This window comes from Marinilactibacillus sp. XAAS-LB27 (assembly GCF_036039175.1).
GTDB lineage: Bacteria > Bacillota > Bacilli > Lactobacillales > Carnobacteriaceae_A > Marinilactibacillus.
Map to the genome: position 1 here is coordinate 1 of NZ_JAYXKP010000005.1, position 22,290 is coordinate 22,290.

Consider the following 22,290-nt stretch of genomic DNA (forward strand, 5'->3'; position numbering starts at 1 on the left):
GTCGTTGTTGTTTTAACAGCAACTCATATATCATACCATGTTGTCGTTACGATGTCAACAACTTTTAAAAATTGTTTTTTTCGTTAACCCTTGATAACATTACGTTGGAAGCGTTAACTCGCTCGACTTATAGTAGTATATCATCTTGTGACATTCGGTGTCAAGAACAAATTTGAATTTGTTTTTTCGACTCGATCGTCTCTCACAAGCGACAAGATATACTTTATCATGATATGGAATTCTGGTCAATAGAAAAGTATCATAAACTTCTATTTATATTTTTGATAGTGCTCCTTTTCGCTCGATAAGCTTTATTTAAAAGGCTTTTTCATATAAATTAAATTTCGACTGACTATTGGATCTAACTTCCTTGTCAGTTTCGACTAAAACGAATCCTGCATTTTTATAAAATTGATTCAAATAGTGGTTGTCCGCTATGCAGTCAAGTCTGATTACTCGGTTATCGTTTTTAACAGCTCTATTCATCGCTACTCTTAATAGTAATTCTCCGTTTCCACTTCCATGAGCTTCCTCTGCTAAGGCTACTCTATGTAAGTAAGTTATATGGATTCCAGAGTCTTTTCCCCATAACTCAGCGTCCCAGGAACTTTGAGTTTCAAGTAATATGAAAACACCTAAGTAGTTTTCTTTTGAATATGCCATATAGACGTTTTGATTTTGAATAGCTCTATCTGTTCTATGGACGTCCTTTCCTAAGAGTAAATCTCCCCACTGGTCTGAACCTTTTTTATTCAGCCATTTTGCTGTATCCAAAAGTGTGTTGAATACTTTTTCATAATCTGAACTAGTTGCTACTACACTTTTTAACTGTTTCTCCATACCCGTTCTCCTCCAGTTTATCTATTTGAATAGATAAAAACCCCCTGCAGATATGAATCCGCAGGAGATTTCTCTAAATGATTTTGTGAATCACTCTTATAGACGGTTATTCAATTCATTTGCTAAATCTTCAAAACCAGGTTTACCTAAAAGAGCAAACATGTTTTTCTTATACGCTTCTACACCTGGCTGATCAAATGGATTGACGCTATTTAGATAGCCCGAAATCGCAACAGCTATTTCAAAGTAATAGAATAGATACCCTAAAGTATACGCACTATTGTCTGGAATGGTTACTACAAAGTTCGGTACATCTCCATCTGTATGTGCTAATAGTGTTCCCTGGAAAGCTTTAGTGTTAACAAAGTCAACATCTTTTCCTTCTAGGTACCCTAATCCGTCAAGGTCTTCTGACTCTGATGGAATATCGATCGTTTTGGCAGGGTTATCCACTTTGATGACTGTTTCAAACAAATTACGTCTACCTTCTTGAATATACTGTCCAAGAGAGTGTAAATCAGTTGAGAAGTTTGCGCTTGAAGGATAAATACCACGTTGGTCTTTCCCTTCAGATTCTCCAAATAACTGTTTCCACCACTCTGAGAAGTACTGTAAGTTTGGCTCATAATTGATCAACAATTCTGTAGAGTACCCTTTGCGGTAAAGAACGTTTCTTAACGCAGCGTATTGGTAAGCTTCATTATTGGATAAGTCCGTATCTGTATACAAGCTCGCAGCGTCTGCAGCACCATTCATTAGTTCATCTAGGTTACCACCGCTTACAGCAATAGGTAATAGACCAACCGCAGTCAACACTGAGAAACGTCCACCAACATCGTCAGGAATAACAAAAGTTTCGTAACCTTCGGTATCCGCAAGTGATTTAAGTGCACCTTTTTCTTTGTCCGTTGTTGCAAAAATACGAGATTTAGCTTCTTCCTTACCGTATTTTTCGATAAGTAAATTCTTGAATACTCTAAATGCTAATGCAGGTTCAGTTGTCGTCCCTGATTTAGAGATAACATTAACTGAAAAGTCTTTATCTCCAATTAATTCAATTAAGTCAGAAAGATAGGTTGAACTGATACTGTTCCCAGCAAAAAAGATTTGTGGAGTATCTCTTTTATCTGCACTTAATTCATTGTAAAAAGAATGACTTAAGAAATCAATCGCAGCTTTAGCGCCTAAATACGAGCCGCCAATCCCAATTACAATCAAGATTTCTGAATTAGATTTGATTTTTTCAGCTGCTTTTTGAATACGAGCAAATTCGTCTTTGTCATATTCAGTAGGTAAATTAACCCAGCCTAGAAAGTCGCTTCCTGCTCCTGTACCGTTTCTTACTGTATCGTGAGCTGTTGTTACTTGTGCTTGCATATTATCTAATTCTTCTTTACCTATGAAACGATTTAATACTTTTGAATAATCAAATGAAATATGACCCATTCGAGTTCCAACCTCCATATTTATGATATCGTTCAGTTTATATTTTAAAGGATTTACCATACAAAAAACAAGAGGAACGTGAAAGAACCTCTTGTTGGTTTAATCTGATCAAATTAGTAGAAATTGTGGAACACCTGAAATTTCCCAATCTTCGAGTGTCTTCGTTATTTTCTCTGAATGTTCCCAGGTTAATTCATTATCGTCTGTTAGTAGTTCTAGCGGACTCTTCACTGATTCATCTTCATACGTGAATACAAATAAGGGTACACGGTTATCTTGAACGATCGCATTCGTCAATTCGTTCAATTCTAATTTTTCTACATCAATAGAAAGTACTTCTTTCATTCTTTCTATAATACAAGCAAGCGCCGTTTTCTTAGGCTTGACTTCTGTTGCTGGAAACGAAAAACCTTCCGATTCCTTTTTAACCAAGAATACATACCTATCATCTTCATCTTTAACCAAAACCGTACATGCTACATAATGATTTTTTGCTATCAATTTTACACCTCACGTGATCTGACCAGATATCCTGGTTCAACTTCTTATAACCGATTCACTCAACCACTTAACTCTATTGATACAATTTATTTACTTAGATTAGTCTAGGTGTTCGCCTTCTTCAATTTCTCGAAGTGCTTCATCAATCCAGTTGGGGAATTTTCTTCGAATAGACTCAAACTCTGTCCCTGATCGCCGCCCATATCTTGGGTTCTTTTTTTTGTTCGAAAAAGGATGATATTTTGGTGTATTCAGTCCCCGCATGGATAAACTGATTTTTTTACTGTATTCGTCAATGTCCATTACGACAACCTCTACAGCATCTCCGATCGTCACGATATCTTCGATTTCTTTTATAAAACCATGCTTAAGTTCGGAAATATGCACGAGTCCTTGTGTTTCATCATCTAATGCAACAAATACTCCATACGGTTGTATACCTGTGACATTCCCTCGCACACGGTCTCCAATTTTGTATCCCATGAATTCACCTCTCAATCTTTCATGGAGTATTTTCTAATTTATCTTAAATAGTATATCATGAATGAATTAGTTAGGGAAACTATGGTGTTATCTGTTATTCCTATTACATTTAAGAGACCGTATCAATCGTCAGTAGAATTCACTAGTAAACCACGTTATACTATAAAAAAGGCGTAAAAGATGATTAAAAATGGAAAACGATTTCGACAAAATAATCAATAGAGAAGGAACCAACAGTGTGAAATGGGATGCTCGCAAAGCGTTCTTTGGATCGGAAACAGCTTTACCAATGTGGGTAGCGGATATGGACTTTGATCATCCTAATTCAATCAAGCAAGCTTTGCACGAACTCATTGACCACTCAATATTAGGTTATTCACTTCCTTCTAAACACTTAGTAAAATCGATTGCTGAGTGGCAGAAAAGTAGACATCAGATGAAGATTTCAGAAGAAAATCTATTGTTCGCTCCAGGAGTTGTCGGTGCTTTAGGGGTTTGTGTTCAAGCATTGACTTTTCCTAAAGAAGGTGTGATGATCCACGATCCTGTTTATACGCCTTTTTCATCTATCGTTGAACATAATGGTAGAACACTCTATCGTTCTCCCCTTCTCATTGAAGACGGACAATACAAGATGGATTTACAAAATATAGAAGAAACATTTAAAGCGCACTCTATAAAATTGTTTTTATTAAGTAATCCCCATAACCCTGGCGGTAGAGTTTGGTCAAAAGAAGAACTTCTTGAATTAACGGCATTATGCGTAAAATATCAAGTAGTCTTAGTTAGTGACGAGATACACAGCGATTTGGTGTATTCTGACTCAACCGTATATTCTCCGGTTACCTTAGATGATCAGTACAAAGAGTGGGTCGTTACGCTTCATTCTGCTACAAAGACATTTAATCTTGCCGGTACTAAATTGGCTTTTTATATTGTATATAATGAAGAAATAAAAAATAAATTACAATTTGTTCAGTCCCAGACAGAGCAAGGTGGCGTTTCTACCTTTGGTATGACGGCTACGGATGCTGCGTTTTCAAAAAGCGAAGACTGGCAAAAAGCTCTACTAACTTATCTTGAAGAAAATCGACAAATCGTGATGGACTTTTTTGACAAAGAACTTCCAGATGTATTTTATATGAAACCCGAATCTACTTATTTATTTTGGTTTGATGCTTCTATTTTAAATATCGATAGCATGCGACTGAAACAAACTTTTGTAGATATTGGAGATATTGCTTTAAACGATGGACAAGCTTACGGAGAATCTAGCGGACAATTTATGCGCCTGAATTTTGCCTGTCCAAAATCCGTTCTCTTGGATGGACTGAATAGAATTAAAGCTGTTTTTGAATCGGTTCGTTAATTGTAAATCATTTCAAAAAAGTGCCGCTGGTCGTATGTATACTACATACTAGGCCAGCGGCACTTTCATCAAGATTGTTTTCTTATTTTTCTAGTTCTTTAAGCGCTAATAGTAGACTTCCTGTTATCCCGGCATCATCCCCTAATTCTGGAGAGATAATGTACGTGTCTAAGTCAGGGGTTTCAACATAACCATTTAGTAACGTCTGAAATTCATTTCGAATAAGAGGAAAGAGCTGCTTCTGCTTCATAACCCCTCCGCCTAGAATAATTTTTTCAGGACTCAAAATCAATGTGTAATTCATAAGTGCTTGAGCAAGATAAAAGGCTTCGATTTCCCAAACCTCTTTACGATCCGTTAACTCTTGCGCTTTTTTTCCATAACGCTTTTCAATAGCTGGTCCTGCTGCCAATCCTTCAAGACAGTTTTTATGATAAGGGCATACCCCTTCGAATGTATCATCGGGATGCATTTTAACAAGTACGTGGCCCATCTCTGGATGACCAAACCCTTCTAGAGGCTTACCATCAACTACAGCTCCTCCGCCAATACCTGTGCCCACCGTCAAATAAATACAAGATGACTTTCCTTTTGCTGCGCCTCTTTCTAGCTCACCTAATGCTGCAGCATTAACGTCCGTCGTCCAGCCCACTGGAATATTGTACCGTTCTTTAACTTTCCCCAGAAAATCTGTATGTTTCCAGGCCGTTTTTGGGGTCGTTGTAACGTAACCGTATGACTCAGTATCTTTGTTTACACCTATAGGACCAAAAGAACCAATCCCCATCGAGTCTAATTCGAATTGATCGAAAAACTCAAAGACTTTTCCCAATGTTTCCTCTGGCGTAGTTGTTGGAATCGTTATACGTTCTTTAATCGTCAACGCTTCATCACTGATAGCGCATACAAATTTAGTTCCTCCAGCTTCGATAGCTCCTAACATTTCTAACACTCCTATGCTTTAATATGTAAAATTAGAGGCAAAGCACTTTGGCTCTACCTCCGATTTTTCATCTGTTTATTATCTATTAATTTCGATAGATTGAATCGTTACATCTTGAGTAGGTTTGTCCATAGCATTACGATCTACACTTTGAATCTCTTCTGCTACATCTAATCCTTTAACAACGTGTCCAAAAACAGTGTGTTTTTGATCAAGCCATGGTGTTCCACCCTTTTCTTTATAAGCTTCGATCACTTCTTCAGGGAATCCAGCTTGCTCAAGTTGAGGTATCATTTGTTCTGGTAAATCAGACATCGTTACAATAAAGAATTGACTCGAATTCGTTCCAGGTCCAGCGTTTGCCATAGACAAAGCACCTTTAAGGTTGAAGAGATCCGATGAAAACTCATCTTCAAAATTACCGCCCCATAGACTTTCTCCGCCCATACCGCTTCCTGTTGGGTCTCCGCCTTGAATCATAAAATTCGGGATAACTCTGTGGAAAATAACACCATCGTAATATCCTTTTTCAGCTAATCCAGTAAAATTCTCTACTGTTTTAGGTGCATGTTCAGGAAATAATTGTACAACAATGTCTCCTTTGTTCGTTTTCAAAGTTGCTGTTACCGCATCTTCTTTAAGTTCTGATAATTGTGGATATTGGCTCATGTTTAAATTCCTCCTTCATAAGATCATTATTAGTTTACAATAGATCAAAGATTTTTCCAATACCTTTTACTTTATTACGCTTTTTTAAAGACAGATATCCTTAAAAACTTCGGCTGCTTTTAAGGATTTTATAGAGTTTAATGGTGAACCCGGTATATAGATGACACTTTTTCCCTCTTAATAATTATGCTTTTCAAAAGGTAAACTTTTCTACAAATAAGTACATTATTCATGTTATGATAAATACTAGATTTGTATCTATAGTAAAGGAAGATTTCTTATGACACTGTTTGACAACTACCCATTGATTGCTGCTTTATGTGCAATCTTTATTACTCAAATCATTAAAATCCCAGTAGCTTTTTTACTAGGACGTCCTACATCTTTTGCACTTGCAACGTCTACAGGAGGTATGCCTAGCTCACATTCTGCTGGAGTTACCGCATTGATTACAGGATTAATCATTGAACAGGGTTATGGATCTCCACTAGTTGCGATTGCTGCCACTTTTGGTGTTATCGTTATTTTTGATTCGATGGGCGTTCGTAGACAAAGCGGAGAACACGGTATATTAATAAACGAATTGATTGCTGACTTTGAGAATCTTAGAAAGACAATTATTGCCATCAGTCAAGATGGTACTAAGAGCGTCAAGGAAATGATCGATGAAAATAGACAGTCAAAAGAATTTTTGGGACATAAACCTATTGAAGTGTTTTTTGGTATTCTGTCTGGTATTCTTATTGCAATACTAATCAGCTTTCTTTATTGATTGAATACGCGCAAAATAAATGAATGAATTGTTTACTTTATTGGAGGATTTTAAGTGGCAAGTGAAAATGAATTATATGATGTTACAATCATAGGTGGTGGTCCCATCGGTATGTTCTCGGCATTCTATGCTGGAATGAGAAATGTGAAAACAAAAGTCATTGAGACATTACCAGTGCTCGGGGGACAAGTTTCCTTACTTTACCCCGACAAAACGATATATGATATTGGTGGTTACGCAGCTGTTACAGGTAAAGAACTAATCAAGCAACTAACCGCTCAAATGCAGTTGTTTGATCAGGCTCTATGTATGGAAGAACAAGTACAAACCATTCAAAAAAATGATGAAGGCGTGTTTGAGCTTACAACAAATAAAGGCGTTCATTACTCTCGAACTATTATTATCACAACTGGACAAGGTGCTTTCAAACCTAGAAAGTTGATGCTTGAAAACGCAGAGAGCTTTGAAGACAAGTCATTACACTATATTGTAAATCATCTTGAGCAGTATAAAGATAAAACTGTCGCGATATGTGGTGGTGGCGACTCAGCAGTAGACTGGGCATTAACGCTTGAGCCTATAGCTAAGAAAGTTTACCTTATTCACAGAAGAAACAAGTTCAGAGCACATGAAGCAACTGTAGAACAAGTGAAACAATCTTCAATAGAATTATTAACGCCCTATGTTCCGCACAAATTAATTGGACAAGACGGAAACCTTTCATCTGTTGTATTTAAAGAAGCTAAAGGTGAAGGATTAACAGAAATTAATTTAGATTATTTCGTGGTGAATTACGGATTCAGCTCTTCTATTGGTCCTTTGAAAAACTGGAATATAGCCTTAGATAAAAATGAAATTATCGTGAACCCGAAAATGGAAACTTCTATCGAAGGCATTTATGCTGCGGGCGATATCAGTACGTATGACGGTAAAATCAAACTGATTGCTACAGGTTTTGGAGAAGCACCCACTGCAGTAAACCACGCTGTCCACTTTCTTCATCCAAAAGAACATGCTCAACCTTATCAAAGTACGAACTTATCATTTGACGAATAACTAATTTATTCATTCTGAGGAGGATATTTATTATGGTACAACCCAGTTCAAAATTACACAAAGTCGCTTTACAGCGTTTAGAAGAACGAGGCGTTACATTAGAGGAAATTGCTGAACTCGTTTATGACTTACAAAAGCCTTATATCTCAGATATTTCAATGGAACTATGTGAGGAGAATGTACGATCCGTCATCAAGAAACGAGAAGTCCAAAATACTATTCTAACTGGAATCGAATTAGACGTTTTATGCGAGCAAGGTAAACTGTCTAGTCCTCTTCAAGAAATCATTCAAGAAGATGAAGGACTTTACGGGATTGATGAAATTCTAGCTCTTTCTATCGTCAATGTCTATGGGTCGATTGGTTTCACAAACTATGGTTATTTAGATAAAACAAAACCAAATCTGATTGGTAAATTAGATGATCATGAAAATTCAGGAGAAACGCATACTTTCTTAGACGATATTGTTGGAGCGATTGCTGCTGCTGCAGCCAGTCGTTTAGCACATGCAAATCCTGGCATTTCAGATATCATGAAATAAGCAAAATCCCCGATGACTATAGTCATCAGGGATTTTTTTTAATCTTTGAACGCTTTTCTTTTACTCATTTGATATCCTATAATGAAGGATCCTTCAATCAATAAGAAAAATAAAATAAAACAATACATAAAAAATGCTTCAGGTAAAGCGTTAATAATCGGATCCGTTACCGGATTGAACAGCCAGGCATCATTATCGAAAAAGAGTTGATGGAATAATACAAACATTTGATCAAATGCAACTACTAAGAACATCAACAATACAGGGGGTAACAAACTCGCTATAAAAAACGGTTTAATTAATACCCAGTAACGTTTCGTCTTTCTTAAGAAGCGAACATAAAAATAGGTTGCAATCCCTGAAATGAAAAGAACGCCATAATTGACATAAAACAGTCGTTTGACCTCGTAAAAGTGGAATAGCCCATCTTCTGAACTGATAAAATCTGGAAAGTTCAATTCAGTGATCCATGGAAAATGCAAGTATCTCAACAATACATAATAGTTGTTCATCAATTGGTCATAAGTTAGTCCTAAACGTTCCGGCAAATCATAATTATGAATGGCAAGCTGATATAACGGAATAAACCATATTGTGATCGCAATGGCTGTTGATACAATCAGTAATATCAAACTCATTATGCCGATACTCTCTTTAAATCGACTCATTTAGTGATGTCCCATTCATCCAATGTTTGAACGGTATAGGTTGGTTGTTTTTTCACATTCGCTAGATCTGCCTCTTTTGTAAAACCTGTATAGACTAGCAACGTATCGATAGCATTATTGATGCCCGCTAAGATATCTGTTTCGTAATTATCCCCTACCATAAGCACTTCACTTTTCGTTAAACCGATTCTTTTCAGTGCTTCGTCCATAATGATTGATTCTGGTTTACCAACAAATGTAGGCGTTACTCTAGTGGCCTTTTCAATCAAAGCTACAAGTGAACCAGCACCTGGAACCATCCCTCTTTCAGTGGGAAGATTTGTATCTTTATTTGTAGCTACAAAATTGGCACCTTTTTGAATCGCTAGTGTTGCTTTCTCACATTTTTCGTAAGTCAATGCTCGATCTAATCCAACAACGACATGGTCAGGTTTATCTTCATCCACCACAAAGCCTGCTTGTTCTAGTGCTTGTTGCAGTCCTTTTTCACCGACTACATACACTGAGTTTCCTCCAAGCGTCTTCAAGTAATCAGCTGTTGCAAGAGAACTTGTATAAATTTCGTTTTCGTACGCTTCTATATCAAACCGATTCTTAAGCTTGATCGCTACGTCTTCAGGGCTACTTGTAGAATTATTCGTTACAAAAAGAAACTGTTTCCCAGCTGATCTTAGACGTTCAATAAATGCCGGGGCTTCAACAATTGGTTCATCCCCCTTATACATTGTGCCATCCAAATCAATCAAATAGCCTTTATATTCTTTTACAGTTTCATCCATTATATAATCGTACCTCTTTTTTTAAATTTTCGTATATTGAATACTACTGAGCATCTATTTTATTCTTTTGGCGTATTTTAAATTTAGTTTCGCCTTTTTGATTTTTAACTGTTTTCACTTTGTTTTCTTCCGTTTTCGGTTGTGCATTTGTGGTGTTACTTGTTTGTTGTCTATCCTTTTTGGTAAAAGCTTTTTTATTCTGATCTTTTTTGAATGGCTCTCGTTTTTTCGGATTTGCTTTTCCTTCTTGTTTTTTAGCTTGATCGACTTTCTTAGGGTGTGTCTGTTTAGTACTCTGATTTATTTTTTTACTTGTACTTGGTTTACCTTTGCGTTTAGGTTGAGATTTTTGTTTCCTTTTCGGTTCCATTCTTTCAAGAACAAAGTACGCACAACCAAAGTTACAATACTCTGTTAGATAGTCCTTTAAACTAGAAATTCTCATATCAATTGGAACTTTCTTGTTCTTGGAATAATAAAACCCTCTTAATCTGAGTTTTTCATAAGAAATATCACCGACGATATAGTCATACTTTTCTAAAAAATCACTATACCTCGCTTCTAGCATTTCAAGATCTAGACCCTCTCGGTAATTCTCTACAATTTTATAGGCATCTCCATTAAGTGATAATGTTTCGTGATCAACTTTCTTCACAAGTTTATCGTCTTCTTTTAGGTAGAGCTCTACACTGTTTTCAACTTCAGGTTGTTCTTCAATCACATCTTTGATTTCTTCTTCATTGCTTATCGTATCTTTCATATGACCCCTTCTTGTTCTTTGTTTATCGGATAACGTTTTTTTAAATAATTCCCTATTATTTTACGTAGAAAGTGCGGGAAAAGGACTTCGTATTCTGACTCTTTGGAAATTTCTGGAAAAAAAGGGACAAATAAATAATGATCAACGGACGCGACTGTATACCTTTTTTCTTCATCTACTTCTTTTCCGTTGATTAGGATTTTAGATCCTTCAATTATATCAATTCCTTTGTAACATAATTGACCAAAAACTTCTCCTCTGAAACCGAGTCCTTTGATTGGAAGTGTCTGTAATCTTTCTTTCTCACTTTCCATAGATAAGAGAAGCTTTTTGAATACTTTCCCACTCATCTTGTATTTTAGCACACGCATAGGATGCGGCAAGGCGCGATGTAAATCATCATTGGTAACACTACCTTCAATGAGTGGCTGCAAGAAAAGACCCGCGTTTAATATAGCGGTCTCTGTCTCTGCATAATCACTAATTGCATCCATTCCTATTTTCACAAAATTTGTGCATGATTTCCAGTCTACCAGAAAATTTTCCGGAATTTCTGCAATTTTCTGTTCCTGCAATAGTTCATGACCGAATTGAATGTATTCTTTAACTAAGCCTTTTTCGTTTTTAACAGGTTCTATATCAGTCAGAAGATTGATAACCTTTGCCTCTGCTAGTTTAACGGTATGGTGTTCAAAGTACAAATCGATTTGGCCAATATGTTCTCCAAATTTTCCTGCTCCAGTCAACAGAGTATGATTGATCCGTTCTCCATTTGGTAATAGATGATGGGTATGCGCTCCTATTATAACATCTAATGAAGGAAATGTTTCTGCAATTTTTCGGTCGTAATCTATCCCCAAGTGACTGAGCAAGATCCAATTATCAATCATATCATCATATTGAGTCAACTTTTCTCTAATGCTATCAAATGGATCTTCTACATCCCATCCAAGTGGCCCATAACTGACCCTTAATGGAATCGTACAGGCAATGACACCGATGCGTGTCTGTTCCTTTGTACGATAAATTTTAATTGGCTTTGCCCATTCTGGTGCTTTTCCAGTTACTTTGTCTTTTAAGTTCGATAATAAGATTTGAAAATTAGCTTGATCATATAAATGATCTAATTGATCTTTCGTACTACCGATCCCTTCGTTGTTTCCAATTGTAACAGCATCATATTCAGCTTCATTTAACAATCTGGTCATAGAACGACCTTCTGTTGCTTCAGTTAACGGGTGAACTCTGTCACAGGCATCTCCAATATCAAAGATAAAGCAATCTTCAGAGCGACCCATATGCAAAGAACGCTGGCTTCTAAGAAACTCTGCAGTTCTTGGCCACGTATCTAAATGAGAGTGTATATCATTCGTATGGTATATCGTGATTTTTTCCAAGTTCGTACCCTCCATCAATCCTTTAGATTCGTTGAAAATGTTAATAATACCTTCAACATTGATCGACTTTTCACTCTGTTTTAAAAGTAACATTTGTTCATTTAATCTACTATCCCTATTTTAATGAAATCACATGAGCGGAGCAAATAATCTTAAAGTTCTTTGAGCAAGTCTTGTAGCTAAAGATTGAGAAAGTTCACTCAATAAGATTTTTTCGCTGAACGTTATTGTTTGTTCAAAATCTTTTAGCATTGCATCGATTTCTGGAACACCATATAAAACCACAGCGTTTTCGAAGTGCAAGTAGAGACTTCTATAATCAAAATTGATTGTACCAATAACTGCCGTTTCATCATCTACAATAATTGATTTGGCGTGCATAAAGCCTTTTGTGTATTCGTAAACTTCCACACCGGCTTCTATAAGATCTCTGTAATAAGATCGACTCGTCATGTGAACAAGATACTTATCCCACTTTTTAGGCATGATGATTTGAACTTTCAGACCGCTTTGGGCAGCTAATGTAAGAGCCATTTCCAAGTTTTCATCTAAAATGAGATATGGTGTATAAATCAAAATACTTTTTTTAGCTTGATGGATCATCTTAACGAAAACATGCTCCCCCACATTTTGTGTGTCAGTTGGACTATCTGCGTAAGGTTGTACAAATCCAAGCTTTGGTAAAGTTGCAGCAGTTTCAAATTCTGGTAGAAGGTGCTTCATATCTTTTGCGGATAACTCCTGATCCATCGTCTGCCAGAGTTGTAAGAAAATCAACGTCTGGCCCCACGCAGCTGGTCCGGTCATTTTAATACCAGTATCTTTCCAGTGTCCGAATCTTTCGATTTCATTAATATACTCATCCGCAATATTCACTCCACCAGTAAAAGCAATCGTTCCATCTATAGAGAGGATTTTCCTATGATCTCTATTGTTCTGCGCTGAGGTAATCACAGGGTGAAAAGGGTTGTACACTCTACACTGAATTCCATAATTTTCAAGTTCTGCTTTAGTATCTCTAGGTAAAGTGACAAAGCTACCAATATCGTCAAACATCACTCTAACTTCAACACCCTCTGCAGCTTTTTGAATCAGAATCCCCTTTATTTCTCTCCACATTTTCCCTTCAGAGACGATAAAAAACTCAAAGAAGATATACTTTTTCGCCTCTGAAAGGGTTTGGAGTATAGCTTGGAAATAGTCTTCCCCAATAGAATAATACTCAACGTTTGTCTGAGTATACACGGGGAACCCCATCGTTTCTTGTAGATAATACATTTGAGCCGCATATTCAGGGTATATTTTTGAAGCTTGAGCTAGATTATCTGGTTCGGTCAATAAATATGGTCTATGAAATTGATACACTTGTTTGAGTTTTTTTTGAAGTTTCTTTGTTTTTGTCTGTCGATTGAACATAAGGTAAAAAAGTGCTCCAAATACAGGGAAAATCAACACTTGCAAGATCCAAGTGATTTTATACGCTTCTTTTCCTTTTTTTCCAACTACATGTAAGGCAATGATAATAGATAAAAGTGTAAACAAAGACTCTATGACAATGGAATAGGCAACTGATTGATTGACCATATAGGCAAATATGCTAAACTGTACAATAATTAAAATCGCTAATAGAACTCTTCTTCTAAAAATTTGAACCATCCATTTATGTATCATAGCTGTCATTCCTTTGTGTGATCTTTACCTATCAGTATGCTCTTTTCAAGCTCTTTTGTCACGAATGTTTTTAAACTCTATTATTCGATGAATCCTCATAAACATAGTAAATTATTAGCGCTCTTATCCATGATTAGTGTTTTGGATTATACCGCTTTAATGATGTTTGGTCTTTTATTTTCTATGAAACTGATCAGCAAATTCAATCATAAACCGTTAGCCATGTTCTTTTTCAATGGACCAGTGACTGTAGGGACTGTACTTGTTTAATGGCATATTGCTTCAATAGATATTGTAAGAGAATCTATTTTATTCTTTGTACCTTTTTCTCTTCTACGTTTAGTAACGATCGGTCAATTTTTGTTCCGTGCCGCAACACTTAAGCCATTGTGGTCAGACCATTTTGCATAACAGATTCAAAAAAGTCATCTTCCTTCTATTTTTCAGAAGGAAGATGACTTTTTATAGTCAATAATCAACGATTTTTGTACCATGAAATTGATCTGTGTTAATTTTTTGTGCAAGTTCGGTCACATTCTCATGCGTCACTCCACCACCGGGAAGAATTTCTATTCTACCTTTCGCGTGGCTAATCAGTTCGTTTAACCTGTCCTGATTATGGAAGATATCTCCTGCCGATCCCCCATGTGTTAAAATACGTGTCACATGATGATGAATCAACCACTCCATTTCATCAAACTGATCTTCTTTTGCAATTTCATCAAAGGCCATATGAAAGGTTACCTCTACATGCTTACATTTTTTCAATAACGTTTCCATTAATACACGATCGATTTTGTTCTCAGATGTTAGACATCCTAAAACGACTCCATCTGTTCCGAGTTCAATCGCTTGTTCAATATCATTTTCCATAATAATGCCTTCTTGTATCGAATACTCAAAGTCGCCTCCTCTTGGGCGGATCATTGTCATGATTGGAACAGAATAGTCCTTGCAATACTCTATTGTATTTTTAATTACACCATAAGAAGGCGTTGTTCCCCCAACTGATAAGTTATCACAAAGTTCGATTCGATTAGCCCCATTCTCAATCGCTAATGGAATTTGAGTGAAGTTTTCTGCACAGAATTCTTTTATCATATTAATCTCCTTAATCTTGCTCGCTAGAATGCATGAAATGATTATACAAGTTTATTCGAGAATATCTCATCGATATGATTGATCAAGTGTGATAACTTTGCCCATTGCTGTTCTTCTGTAAGTAGATTTCCTTCTTCAGTAGAAGCAAAACCACACTGCGGGCTAATACAAATTTTTTCTTTAGGTACATACTGAGCGGCTTCATTAATTCGATTTTTCAGTACCTCAATATCTTCTAGTTCTGGAAACTTAGAGGTCATTAATCCCAATACAACTTTACCTTCTCCTGAGAAATGTTCAAGTGGACCAAAATCGCCGGAACGGTCATCGTCGTATTCTAAAAAGTAACCATCATAAGAAATGTCATCGAAGAGTTCCTTAGCCACTGGATAATAAGGACCTGCAGCAGCATATGAGGATTTGTAGTTTCCACGACAAACATGTGTCGTTAGTATAAGATCTTTTGGTTTATGCTCAATAATGGCTTGAATCATTTCTTTAGATAGTCGTTTCAGCTGAAGCCATTCTTCTTCTGGAACAACTCCCCCTCTAATGCCATCAGCCGCTAAAAACCCCCAAAATACATCGTCTAGTTGAAGGTATCGACACCCAAGATCATAAAAAGCTTGTACTGCATCGATATAGACTTTTTTGAGATCCTCTGCAAATAACTCTGCGCTTTCGTAATGCTCTTCTCTTCTAATGCCCTCATGTAAAAATTGATTTGGACTTGGGATTGATAATTTAGCGATAGCATCGGCTCCTACTACTTGTTCCAAAAACTTATAATGTTTCAGAAAATCATGATTTGTATTCCAACTGATTTTGCCAGTCGTTCGAACATCAAGTGGTTCACTTTCGATACCATCAGCGAATTGATACCCGTGGTCTTTTTTATATTGCTCTATTCCATTTAACCCCCACATGAAATCAAGGTGCCACCAACCTCTACGGAATTCTCCGTCCGTTACAGCTTTTAATCCAATGTCTATTTGTTTTTTGACAATTCTACTGATTTCCTGGTCTTCTACTTCTTTTAACTGATCTTTACTAACTTCCCCTTTTTCGTAAGCTAATCTTGCTTTCTTCAATCTTTCCGGTCTCAATAAACTCCCTACATGATCAACTTTAAATGGTCCTTTTTGATTCCAAATGTTTGCTTCTTGCACCTACTTCATCCTCCTATTTGTTTAGCTATAAAAAAAGTCCTTGAATAAGAATCTTCTTCTTACTCAAGGACGTTAATTGATATTAGCGTGGTACCACCTTTATTTATCTATATCACTATAGATCTTACTCAGTATGAGTCCATACTTTAAAAGCTAGACTCTCTCACTGATGCATCAATAACGGGTGCTCCCGGAAAAGTCTGATGGCATTGAACCATTCGACTGTTCTGCTCAAAGGTCATTTTTCTATCAATTTCTTGGCTCCTTTTCAGCTTCACAGAGCTCTCTTTGCAAGATAACTGATCATACTATCCTTTTCAATGCAGATAGACTATTCAATTCTAAGATAGTTTTAATGTACTGAACTCTATTGGGCTTGTCAATAGTAATAACCGAATTCACCTGCACTTTCAATATTGACTTTTAACCTGTTCTTCCATAAAGTATAAAGTGCTTGAAAAAATGGAGGTACCTATGGCTCAAAAATATTATGCAGTTAAAAAAGGTAGAAAACCTGGAATTTATATGACATGGCCTGAAGCTCAGAAACAGATTTCTGGATTTTCTGGGGCAGAATTTAAATCATTTACAACAAAAACTGAAGCAGAACAATTTATTAATCCCGCAACGGTCATTTCAACTGTTTCTGATGATGATACTGTCTTTGCTTATGTGGACGGTTCTTTTGATAAAATCAGCAATCGTTACAGTTATGGTGTTGTGATGCTTAAAGACGACAAAGTCATTGCCACTATGAGTAACGCAGATAACGATCCTAGATATGTGGAAAGCTTTCAAATTGCGGGTGAATGTTTTGGTAGCTTGAACGCTATCAAGTGGGCAAAAGAAAATGGCTTCAAAAAGGTCATTGTTCATTACGATTATTTAGGAATAGAAATGTGGGCGACTGGCCGTTGGCGCGCAAACAAACAAGTATCAAAAGACTATATCACCTTTTACCAACAAGTCTCTCAAGGAATAGAAGTTGTATTCAAAAAAGTTAAAGCGCACTCTGGTGTTGAGTTCAACGAACTAGTGGACCAACTTGCAAAAGACGCATTGAAATAACGTTTACCGAATAGAGGCTTCTGATCATTCAGAATTCCTATTCGGGTTTTTTATATCTACCTTAAAATTTACATACAACTGGACACTTTCCTGTGCTAAGATAAAAAGAACAGATTCAAAAAGAAAGGAGTTTTCTGTATTGCAGCAGAATTCAGAGTTCACCATTCTACCTTACCAGCCAATTTTTGAAACTAGCTGGGTCAGGTGTAAAGCACTTGCTTATTTACATAGTCAATTCATAGATCAAATGTCTCAAGAAAAAGATGTCTATTCCGAAGAAAACGATGGATATAAAGAAACCATCGAACTAGTCGCAGTACTTGGAGATAAAGTTGTTGGTCTAATGGATATCGGTATATATTCACAAGCGAGAACCAGAAATGATATATATGTAAAAGACGCTTACCAAGGTTCTTATATGGACGCTGTTGCTATACATCCAGATTATCAAAAACTGGGTATTGCACAATCTCTATTGGACCAAAGCATTCAGATTCTAAAAAGTAAAGATGTACACTATTTAACGATTTTTACTAGAGATGATTTTGCAGCCAATCAATTCTATAAGAAAAATGGCGCGAAATTACTGACAAAGCACTACCGTGTAAACGGACAATTAAAGAAATCCCCCTACCCATCTGGTAAATTTATGGTCGATCCTTTTACTCAAAGTATTGGCGAAGTAGATCCGCAAGGAAATCTACTTCCATATTCTCCAGATTATCCCCATACTTTCTGGGTTTATAAAAAAGAAGATTTAAAATTATTTGACTCAGTTTCTTCTTATACTGAACGTTCTTATGTCTTATATTTGTGAGTATCTACTAAAAAGTAAAGGAAGTACCCTCATGGAAAAATTAACAATTGATCAGTTGATACTAAAACAGTTTTCAATTGATCTGAATTGTACGCAAGAAGAGCTAGAAGGCTCTGAACATATTTTCAAAACATCCCCTCCTTCAGAGACTAGCCGTTACTGGGCTCGTAACGATGGAGATTTAATTTTTTACAAAGATCGAATCTTTTGTAGAACAGGGAATCATGCTCTTACTCAAAAACTTCAAGAAACTTACAAAAATCGTGCAGGAGAATGGTTCGGTGAAATTGATAGCCTTATCGAACTAAACGAATTATTAAAACCGTTTAAGTATAAACTGAATCACTACTCTCCCTTTTTTGTTCCCAAAAACTGGACTTTACCCGAAGTAGATCCATTAAATCTTAGAATATACGAAGAAAAAGAAATCGTATCGTTCAAAGAAGATGAACGGTTTGAAGAGTCTTTCTTATATGATAAAACAGATCCTGATAAGTTGGGAATTGCTCACGTAATTAAAGACGAGATCGTTGCCATGATTGGAACTAATCATAATGGTAAATATACTTGGGAGATCGGCGTGGAAATTGTAGAAGACCATCACTCAAAAGGCATCGCAACAAATTTAGTCAAAGCGATGACTCGTGAAATCATATTACGAAACAAGCAAGCGGTTCTTCCTGTATACAGTACACAATTTACTCATACAAAATCAATAAACTTAGCAATCAGAGCTGGATTTAAACTCGGTTGGACTGAGCTGGTGCTTGAAAAAATAGAAGATTAAAAAAACGATCTCTCCGTTTTCAGGAGAGATCGTTTTTTTTAGATTATTGTATTAGTTACCGAATACTTTGAAACGATCTTCGTCGTTCATGTATTCTTTGTCTCCAGCTGGAGCTTTTGGTGAACCAAATACTAATTGTCCTCTTAGTTTCCAGTTTTCTGGAGTACCCCATTCTTGAGCAACTCTTTCATCGATTACTGGGTTATAGTGTTGTAGGTTAGCGCCAATGTTTAATTGTGCTAATGCAGTCCACACGTTTACTTGAGCAATTCCGCTTGCTTGGTCAGACCAGATTGGGAAGTTTTCAGCGTAAAGTGCAAATTGTTCTTGCAAGTTTTTAACAACGTCTTGATCTTCGAAGAATAATACAGTTCCCTTAGCTTGAGCAAAACCTTGTAGTTTAGCTTGAGTATTTGGGAATGCTGCTTCTGGAGTTAATGGTTTAAGTAACTCTTCAGTAATTGACCATAATTTTTTATGTTCATCATTAAAAAGAATAACTGCTCTAGATGTTTGAGAGTTAAATGATGTTGGTGATTCTTTTACAACATCTTTAATCAAAGTGATTAGTTCTTCTTCTGATGTTGAAACATCACTTCCTAAGCTATAGATCGAACGACGTGTTTTTAATTCATCTAAAAATTGCATGTTTAATTCTCTCCCTCTCTTAAATCTTACTTTTTGTAACTAAACTTATTATACTCTTTATCTTATCAAATGCAATAAAAAACTACAAATTCGTAATAAATATCCTCGTAGTAATCTATTTTGATCAAAATCTTATTCATTCAGTTCTTATAGCTCCATTTTATCTAGAACTTTTTTCAAAGAGGTCAAATCTTCAGCAGATAACGTTAGACCTTTCCCCATCTTAGAATAATCAGGACTCCAATCTCTAATATCAAATTTTGGATCATTTCCATTCCAACTAACCAAGTTGAGTTCTTTTTTCCACCCACTTTTGCCTTCACTGATGGTGCCAATATGTTCCATAATTTCAAATTCAATTCCTGCCATGTCCATTCTCTCCTTCCGTAAAGTATCGACCCACTTCTTCTGGTCGGTGTGCATCAGACCCTGTTTCAAGAACAAGCTCAAGTTGTTTAGCCTCTTTTAAAATATCCCCATCTGGATAAGTTCTGCCGTAATAGACTTTATCCATACCAGCAAAATTATAATCTAACTTATATTGATTTTTTTTGGCCAGTGTTAGTAATTTTTTCCAATTAATTGGATCCGTATAATCATATCCTTTACTAAATTTATGAATCAGATTGATATGACCGATTTTTTTAGGTGTCAATTCTCCGTATGGATTTGATAAAGCCTTGCGGACTGTGCTTTCGTAAAGTTTATATAATGTATCAAATCCTACTTCTTCAGCTTTTTCAATAAATGATTCTTTACTGTAATCAATGCAGTAATAAGAACCGTCTGGCAATTTTAAAAAATGTACGCTTAATATAGAATGAGGAATGGCTTCAGGATATTGCTCAAGAAATAGCTGCGTTTCTTGTTCTTTTCCTTCAATATAATCAATCTCAAATCCTGCATTGATGTGAATTTTATGACCATATTTTGCTTGGAGTCCTTTTGCTTCTTTCAAATATTCATAGACTGTATTTTTGGCCATTGCGCTGTCTTTTGTAGGCACCGTATCTTCTATTGGCAAAGGTGCGTGTTCCGTGAAGGTAATCGCATGGATTCCTTTATCAATGGCGACCTTCACATAAGCTTCCATTTTATGATCGGATCCATGAGGACAATATTGCGTATGTACGTGTCCATCTATCATCATTATCCTACCTGCTTTCTAAATAGTATTATCTGGTACTCAACTAGTGTACCGCATTAATTTCATTGAATCTATTCATATAAATCCAAGTTTATGGTACTATTTTTGTTATTGGTAAAACTTACTAATAACAAGTCTGATTGTATCAGAACTTGAAAAAAATAGAAACGAGGAAGGAATTATTATGAACTCTATTAGCCTTAACAAATCCATACTCCATCAAAAAAGACAAGAACTGGACTTCCTCCATCATTTCCATGGATTGGGCTACGATTTGATCGATTTATCCGCTATCGAACAATTCGATTGGACAAAATTGTCAGATGACGATTTAGGATTAATGAATAACCGCCATAAATGGCAACACGAGGGCTCTTTGTATGCTCTTAGAAGTGACTGGACAAACGCAATTGTACGTTATCGTCAAAAATATCAATTGCATTCTGAGACCATCGCTTATTCTGGACCAGTTTACACTCAGACTTCTGAAAAACACCAATATGGACTTGAGACCTTTACGGGAGATATTCAAAAACAGATGGCCGTTTTGAAACAAATGGTTGCTTATATCAAGGAATCGTTAGCTTTACCTTTATCTGTAGCCGTTATCAGCCATAATACATTATTAAAAAACCTATTATCTGAAGAAGATTTATCTGATGAACTCACTCGCAAATATATTAAAGAACGCAATAGAGATGCACTAAAAGCAAAATTGGGCGCAGAGCATCCAATCATCGCCTTAATGGCTCAACCGGCTGCCAAACAATCAAGCTATGTCAAAGAACATATGCCGCATCTAAAACGTCATATTGAAGAAATGACTCAATGGGAAGCCATACTGAATGAAGAACAGGTTACTTATGTATACGGAGACATGCTAGCTTTGCCTTCGCAGTCTTACTATAAAGGTATTTCGATTCAATTGTATGCAGAAGATACCGTTGAGCCAATCGCATCAGGCGGACAATACTCAAGTCCTTCAAAAGCTTTTGGAATCGGTTTAAATATCTAATTAATTTCTTTAAAACTAGAGACGGAGGAATAAGATCTATGATTACAATTGCGTTATCTAAAGGAAGACAATTAAAAGATTTTATACAGTATCTTGATGAAAAAAAATTAACAAGCTGGAGTACAGCCTTAAAGTCCATTTCAAGAGAACTCGTTATTGAATTGGAAGACGTGAGATTTTTACTGGTTAAAGGTGAAGATGTTCCAGTTTATGTAGAAGAAGGCGTTGCAGACCTTGGGATCACCGGTAGTGACGTTTTATATGAACAAGACCGTCAGATTAATAACTTGATGGACTTGCCTTTTGGATATTGTCATTTTGCAGTAGCTGCAAAAGAACCGAAAGACACGTATCCAGTAGTTGCTACAAAATATGTCAATTTTACAAAGAAATATTTTGATTCTATCATGCAACCCGTCAAAATCATTCAATTAAAAGGTTCTGTGGAACTTGCTGCTACGATTGATATGGCTGATGCGATCATGGATATTGTACAAACAGGAACAACGCTTAAAGAAAATGGTCTTTACGAACAGATTCAACTAGATGAGATTAATGCTCGTCTGATTTCAAATAAACATGCGTATTTTGCTAAAAATGATGAGATTCAGACTGTAATGAATCAATTAAGGATGAACTGAT

At 36.2% G+C, this 22,290-nt stretch carries 26 protein-coding genes and 1 other annotated feature; of the genes, 10 read left to right on the forward strand and 16 right to left on the reverse strand.

All coding sequences use genetic code 11. The annotated features are described in order from the left end of the window. Nucleotides 1–315: 315 nt before the first annotated feature. The 4 genes from VXN63_RS07400 to VXN63_RS07415 all read right to left on the reverse strand — a co-directional run bounded on the left by VXN63_RS07400 (nucleotide 316) and on the right by VXN63_RS07415 (nucleotide 3,270). Nucleotides 316–840 carry a GNAT family N-acetyltransferase gene (locus tag VXN63_RS07400; protein ID WP_327757391.1) on the reverse strand — a complete coding sequence of 175 codons (525 nt, stop codon included), beginning with the start codon at nucleotides 838–840 and terminating at the stop codon, nucleotides 316–318. A 96-nt stretch (nucleotides 841–936) separates the two neighbouring features. Further along, nucleotides 937–2,286, reverse strand: a complete 1,350-nt coding sequence (locus VXN63_RS07405) for a glucose-6-phosphate isomerase (RefSeq protein ID WP_327757392.1) — start codon at nucleotides 2,284–2,286, stop codon at nucleotides 937–939. A 108-nt stretch (nucleotides 2,287–2,394) separates the two neighbouring features. Then, nucleotides 2,395–2,787 carry an NUDIX domain-containing protein gene (locus VXN63_RS07410; protein ID WP_327757393.1) on the reverse strand — a complete coding sequence of 131 codons (393 nt, stop codon included), beginning with the start codon at nucleotides 2,785–2,787 and terminating at the stop codon, nucleotides 2,395–2,397. A gap of 99 nt (nucleotides 2,788–2,886) precedes the next feature. After that, nucleotides 2,887–3,270 carry a CvfD/Ygs/GSP13 family RNA-binding post-transcriptional regulator gene (locus tag VXN63_RS07415; RefSeq protein WP_327757394.1) on the reverse strand — a complete coding sequence of 128 codons (384 nt, stop codon included), beginning with the start codon at nucleotides 3,268–3,270 and terminating at the stop codon, nucleotides 2,887–2,889. Nucleotides 3,271–3,460: 190 nt separating this feature from the next. On the opposite strand from VXN63_RS07415, the gene VXN63_RS07420 reads away from it, so the two are divergent. Continuing rightward, a complete protein-coding gene (locus VXN63_RS07420; RefSeq protein WP_327757395.1) occupies nucleotides 3,461–4,639 on the forward strand; it encodes a MalY/PatB family protein in 1,179 nt (392 codons plus the stop codon). An 82-nt stretch (nucleotides 4,640–4,721) separates the two neighbouring features. Here VXN63_RS07420 and VXN63_RS07425 read toward each other — a convergent pair whose 3' ends face one another. Then, a complete protein-coding gene (locus tag VXN63_RS07425; protein ID WP_327757396.1) occupies nucleotides 4,722–5,582 on the reverse strand; it encodes an ROK family protein in 861 nt (286 codons plus the stop codon). A gap of 78 nt (nucleotides 5,583–5,660) precedes the next feature. Further along, complete coding sequence (locus VXN63_RS07430) at nucleotides 5,661–6,251, reverse strand: peptidylprolyl isomerase (protein ID WP_327757397.1); 591 nt, start codon at nucleotides 6,249–6,251, stop codon at nucleotides 5,661–5,663. A gap of 280 nt (nucleotides 6,252–6,531) precedes the next feature. Here VXN63_RS07430 and VXN63_RS07435 point away from each other — a divergent pair, with 280 nt between their 5' ends. Genes VXN63_RS07435 through VXN63_RS07445 form a run of 3 tightly spaced genes read left to right on the forward strand, consistent with a single transcriptional unit; the run spans nucleotide 6,532 to nucleotide 8,621 of the window. Continuing rightward, nucleotides 6,532–7,023 (forward strand): divergent PAP2 family protein, encoded by a 492-nt coding sequence (locus tag VXN63_RS07435; RefSeq protein WP_327757398.1) that lies wholly within the window; start codon nucleotides 6,532–6,534, stop codon nucleotides 7,021–7,023. A 54-nt stretch (nucleotides 7,024–7,077) separates the two neighbouring features. Then, a complete protein-coding gene (locus tag VXN63_RS07440) occupies nucleotides 7,078–8,079 on the forward strand; it encodes an NAD(P)/FAD-dependent oxidoreductase (protein WP_327757399.1) in 1,002 nt (333 codons plus the stop codon). Nucleotides 8,080–8,111: 32 nt separating this feature from the next. After that, nucleotides 8,112–8,621, forward strand: coding sequence for a phosphatidylglycerophosphatase A family protein (locus VXN63_RS07445; RefSeq protein ID WP_327757400.1), 510 nt, complete (start codon nucleotides 8,112–8,114; stop codon nucleotides 8,619–8,621). Nucleotides 8,622–8,659: 38 nt separating this feature from the next. Here the strand turns inward: VXN63_RS07445 and VXN63_RS07450 are convergent, their stop codons facing one another. The 5 genes from VXN63_RS07450 to cls all read right to left on the reverse strand — a co-directional run bounded on the left by VXN63_RS07450 (nucleotide 8,660) and on the right by cls (nucleotide 13,896). Continuing rightward, complete coding sequence (locus VXN63_RS07450; protein ID WP_327757401.1) at nucleotides 8,660–9,289, reverse strand: TIGR01906 family membrane protein; 630 nt, start codon at nucleotides 9,287–9,289, stop codon at nucleotides 8,660–8,662. Then, nucleotides 9,286–10,068 carry a TIGR01457 family HAD-type hydrolase gene (locus tag VXN63_RS07455; RefSeq protein ID WP_327757402.1) on the reverse strand — a complete coding sequence of 261 codons (783 nt, stop codon included), beginning with the start codon at nucleotides 10,066–10,068 and terminating at the stop codon, nucleotides 9,286–9,288. The genes VXN63_RS07450 and VXN63_RS07455 overlap by 4 nt, the downstream gene beginning before the upstream one ends. A gap of 43 nt (nucleotides 10,069–10,111) precedes the next feature. Beyond that, nucleotides 10,112–10,828 (reverse strand): YutD family protein, encoded by a 717-nt coding sequence (locus VXN63_RS07460; RefSeq protein ID WP_327757403.1) that lies wholly within the window; start codon nucleotides 10,826–10,828, stop codon nucleotides 10,112–10,114. Beyond that, nucleotides 10,825–12,225, reverse strand: coding sequence for a bifunctional metallophosphatase/5'-nucleotidase (locus VXN63_RS07465; protein ID WP_327757404.1), 1,401 nt, complete (start codon nucleotides 12,223–12,225; stop codon nucleotides 10,825–10,827). Before VXN63_RS07465 ends, VXN63_RS07460 begins: the two co-directional genes overlap by 4 nt. 129 nt (nucleotides 12,226–12,354) lie before the next feature. Beyond that, nucleotides 12,355–13,896 (reverse strand): cardiolipin synthase, encoded by a 1,542-nt coding sequence (gene cls / locus VXN63_RS07470; protein ID WP_327757405.1) that lies wholly within the window; start codon nucleotides 13,894–13,896, stop codon nucleotides 12,355–12,357. Nucleotides 13,897–14,025: 129 nt separating this feature from the next. Between cls and VXN63_RS07475 the strand changes: the two genes are divergently transcribed. Then, nucleotides 14,026–14,166: a hypothetical protein gene (locus tag VXN63_RS07475; RefSeq protein WP_327757406.1), complete on the forward strand. Its 141-nt coding sequence runs from the start codon at nucleotides 14,026–14,028 to the stop codon at nucleotides 14,164–14,166. A gap of 198 nt (nucleotides 14,167–14,364) precedes the next feature. Here VXN63_RS07475 and VXN63_RS07480 read toward each other — a convergent pair whose 3' ends face one another. Further along, nucleotides 14,365–14,997, reverse strand: coding sequence for a copper homeostasis protein CutC (locus tag VXN63_RS07480; protein WP_327757407.1), 633 nt, complete (start codon nucleotides 14,995–14,997; stop codon nucleotides 14,365–14,367). 41 nt (nucleotides 14,998–15,038) lie between these two features. After that, nucleotides 15,039–16,166, reverse strand: a complete 1,128-nt coding sequence (locus tag VXN63_RS07485; RefSeq protein WP_327757408.1) for a 5-methyltetrahydropteroyltriglutamate--homocysteine S-methyltransferase — start codon at nucleotides 16,164–16,166, stop codon at nucleotides 15,039–15,041. 62 nt (nucleotides 16,167–16,228) lie between these two features. Then, nucleotides 16,229–16,496, reverse strand: a binding site (T-box leader). Between the two features lie 144 nt (nucleotides 16,497–16,640). Here VXN63_RS07485 and VXN63_RS07490 point away from each other — a divergent pair. From VXN63_RS07490 to VXN63_RS07500, 3 genes are all read left to right on the forward strand, one after another. Next, complete coding sequence (locus VXN63_RS07490; RefSeq protein ID WP_327757409.1) at nucleotides 16,641–17,234, forward strand: ribonuclease H family protein; 594 nt, start codon at nucleotides 16,641–16,643, stop codon at nucleotides 17,232–17,234. Between the two features lie 139 nt (nucleotides 17,235–17,373). Further along, nucleotides 17,374–18,051, forward strand: coding sequence for a GNAT family N-acetyltransferase (locus VXN63_RS07495; RefSeq protein WP_327757410.1), 678 nt, complete (start codon nucleotides 17,374–17,376; stop codon nucleotides 18,049–18,051). Between the two features lie 31 nt (nucleotides 18,052–18,082). Further along, the gene (locus VXN63_RS07500) at nucleotides 18,083–18,838 is read left to right on the forward strand and encodes a GNAT family N-acetyltransferase (RefSeq protein WP_327757412.1); all 756 of its coding nucleotides are present in this window, start codon (nucleotides 18,083–18,085) and stop codon (nucleotides 18,836–18,838) included. A 51-nt stretch (nucleotides 18,839–18,889) separates the two neighbouring features. Here VXN63_RS07500 and VXN63_RS07505 read toward each other — a convergent pair whose 3' ends face one another. The 3 genes from VXN63_RS07505 to hisJ all read right to left on the reverse strand — a co-directional run bounded on the left by VXN63_RS07505 (nucleotide 18,890) and on the right by hisJ (nucleotide 20,636). Beyond that, nucleotides 18,890–19,486: a nitroreductase family protein gene (locus VXN63_RS07505; protein ID WP_225743504.1), complete on the reverse strand. Its 597-nt coding sequence runs from the start codon at nucleotides 19,484–19,486 to the stop codon at nucleotides 18,890–18,892. Between the two features lie 147 nt (nucleotides 19,487–19,633). After that, the gene (locus tag VXN63_RS07510) at nucleotides 19,634–19,855 is read right to left on the reverse strand and encodes a YdbC family protein (RefSeq protein WP_225743503.1); all 222 of its coding nucleotides are present in this window, start codon (nucleotides 19,853–19,855) and stop codon (nucleotides 19,634–19,636) included. Further along, nucleotides 19,842–20,636, reverse strand: coding sequence for a histidinol-phosphatase HisJ (gene hisJ / locus VXN63_RS07515; RefSeq protein WP_327757413.1), 795 nt, complete (start codon nucleotides 20,634–20,636; stop codon nucleotides 19,842–19,844). The genes VXN63_RS07510 and hisJ overlap by 14 nt, the downstream gene beginning before the upstream one ends. Before the next feature lie 181 nt (nucleotides 20,637–20,817). Between hisJ and VXN63_RS07520 the strand changes: the two genes are divergently transcribed. Next, nucleotides 20,818–21,648: an ATP phosphoribosyltransferase regulatory subunit gene (locus tag VXN63_RS07520; RefSeq protein WP_327757414.1), complete on the forward strand. Its 831-nt coding sequence runs from the start codon at nucleotides 20,818–20,820 to the stop codon at nucleotides 21,646–21,648. A 38-nt stretch (nucleotides 21,649–21,686) separates the two neighbouring features. Further along, nucleotides 21,687–22,289 carry an ATP phosphoribosyltransferase gene (gene hisG, locus VXN63_RS07525; protein ID WP_327757415.1) on the forward strand — a complete coding sequence of 201 codons (603 nt, stop codon included), beginning with the start codon at nucleotides 21,687–21,689 and terminating at the stop codon, nucleotides 22,287–22,289. Nucleotide 22,290: the final 1 nt, after the last annotated feature.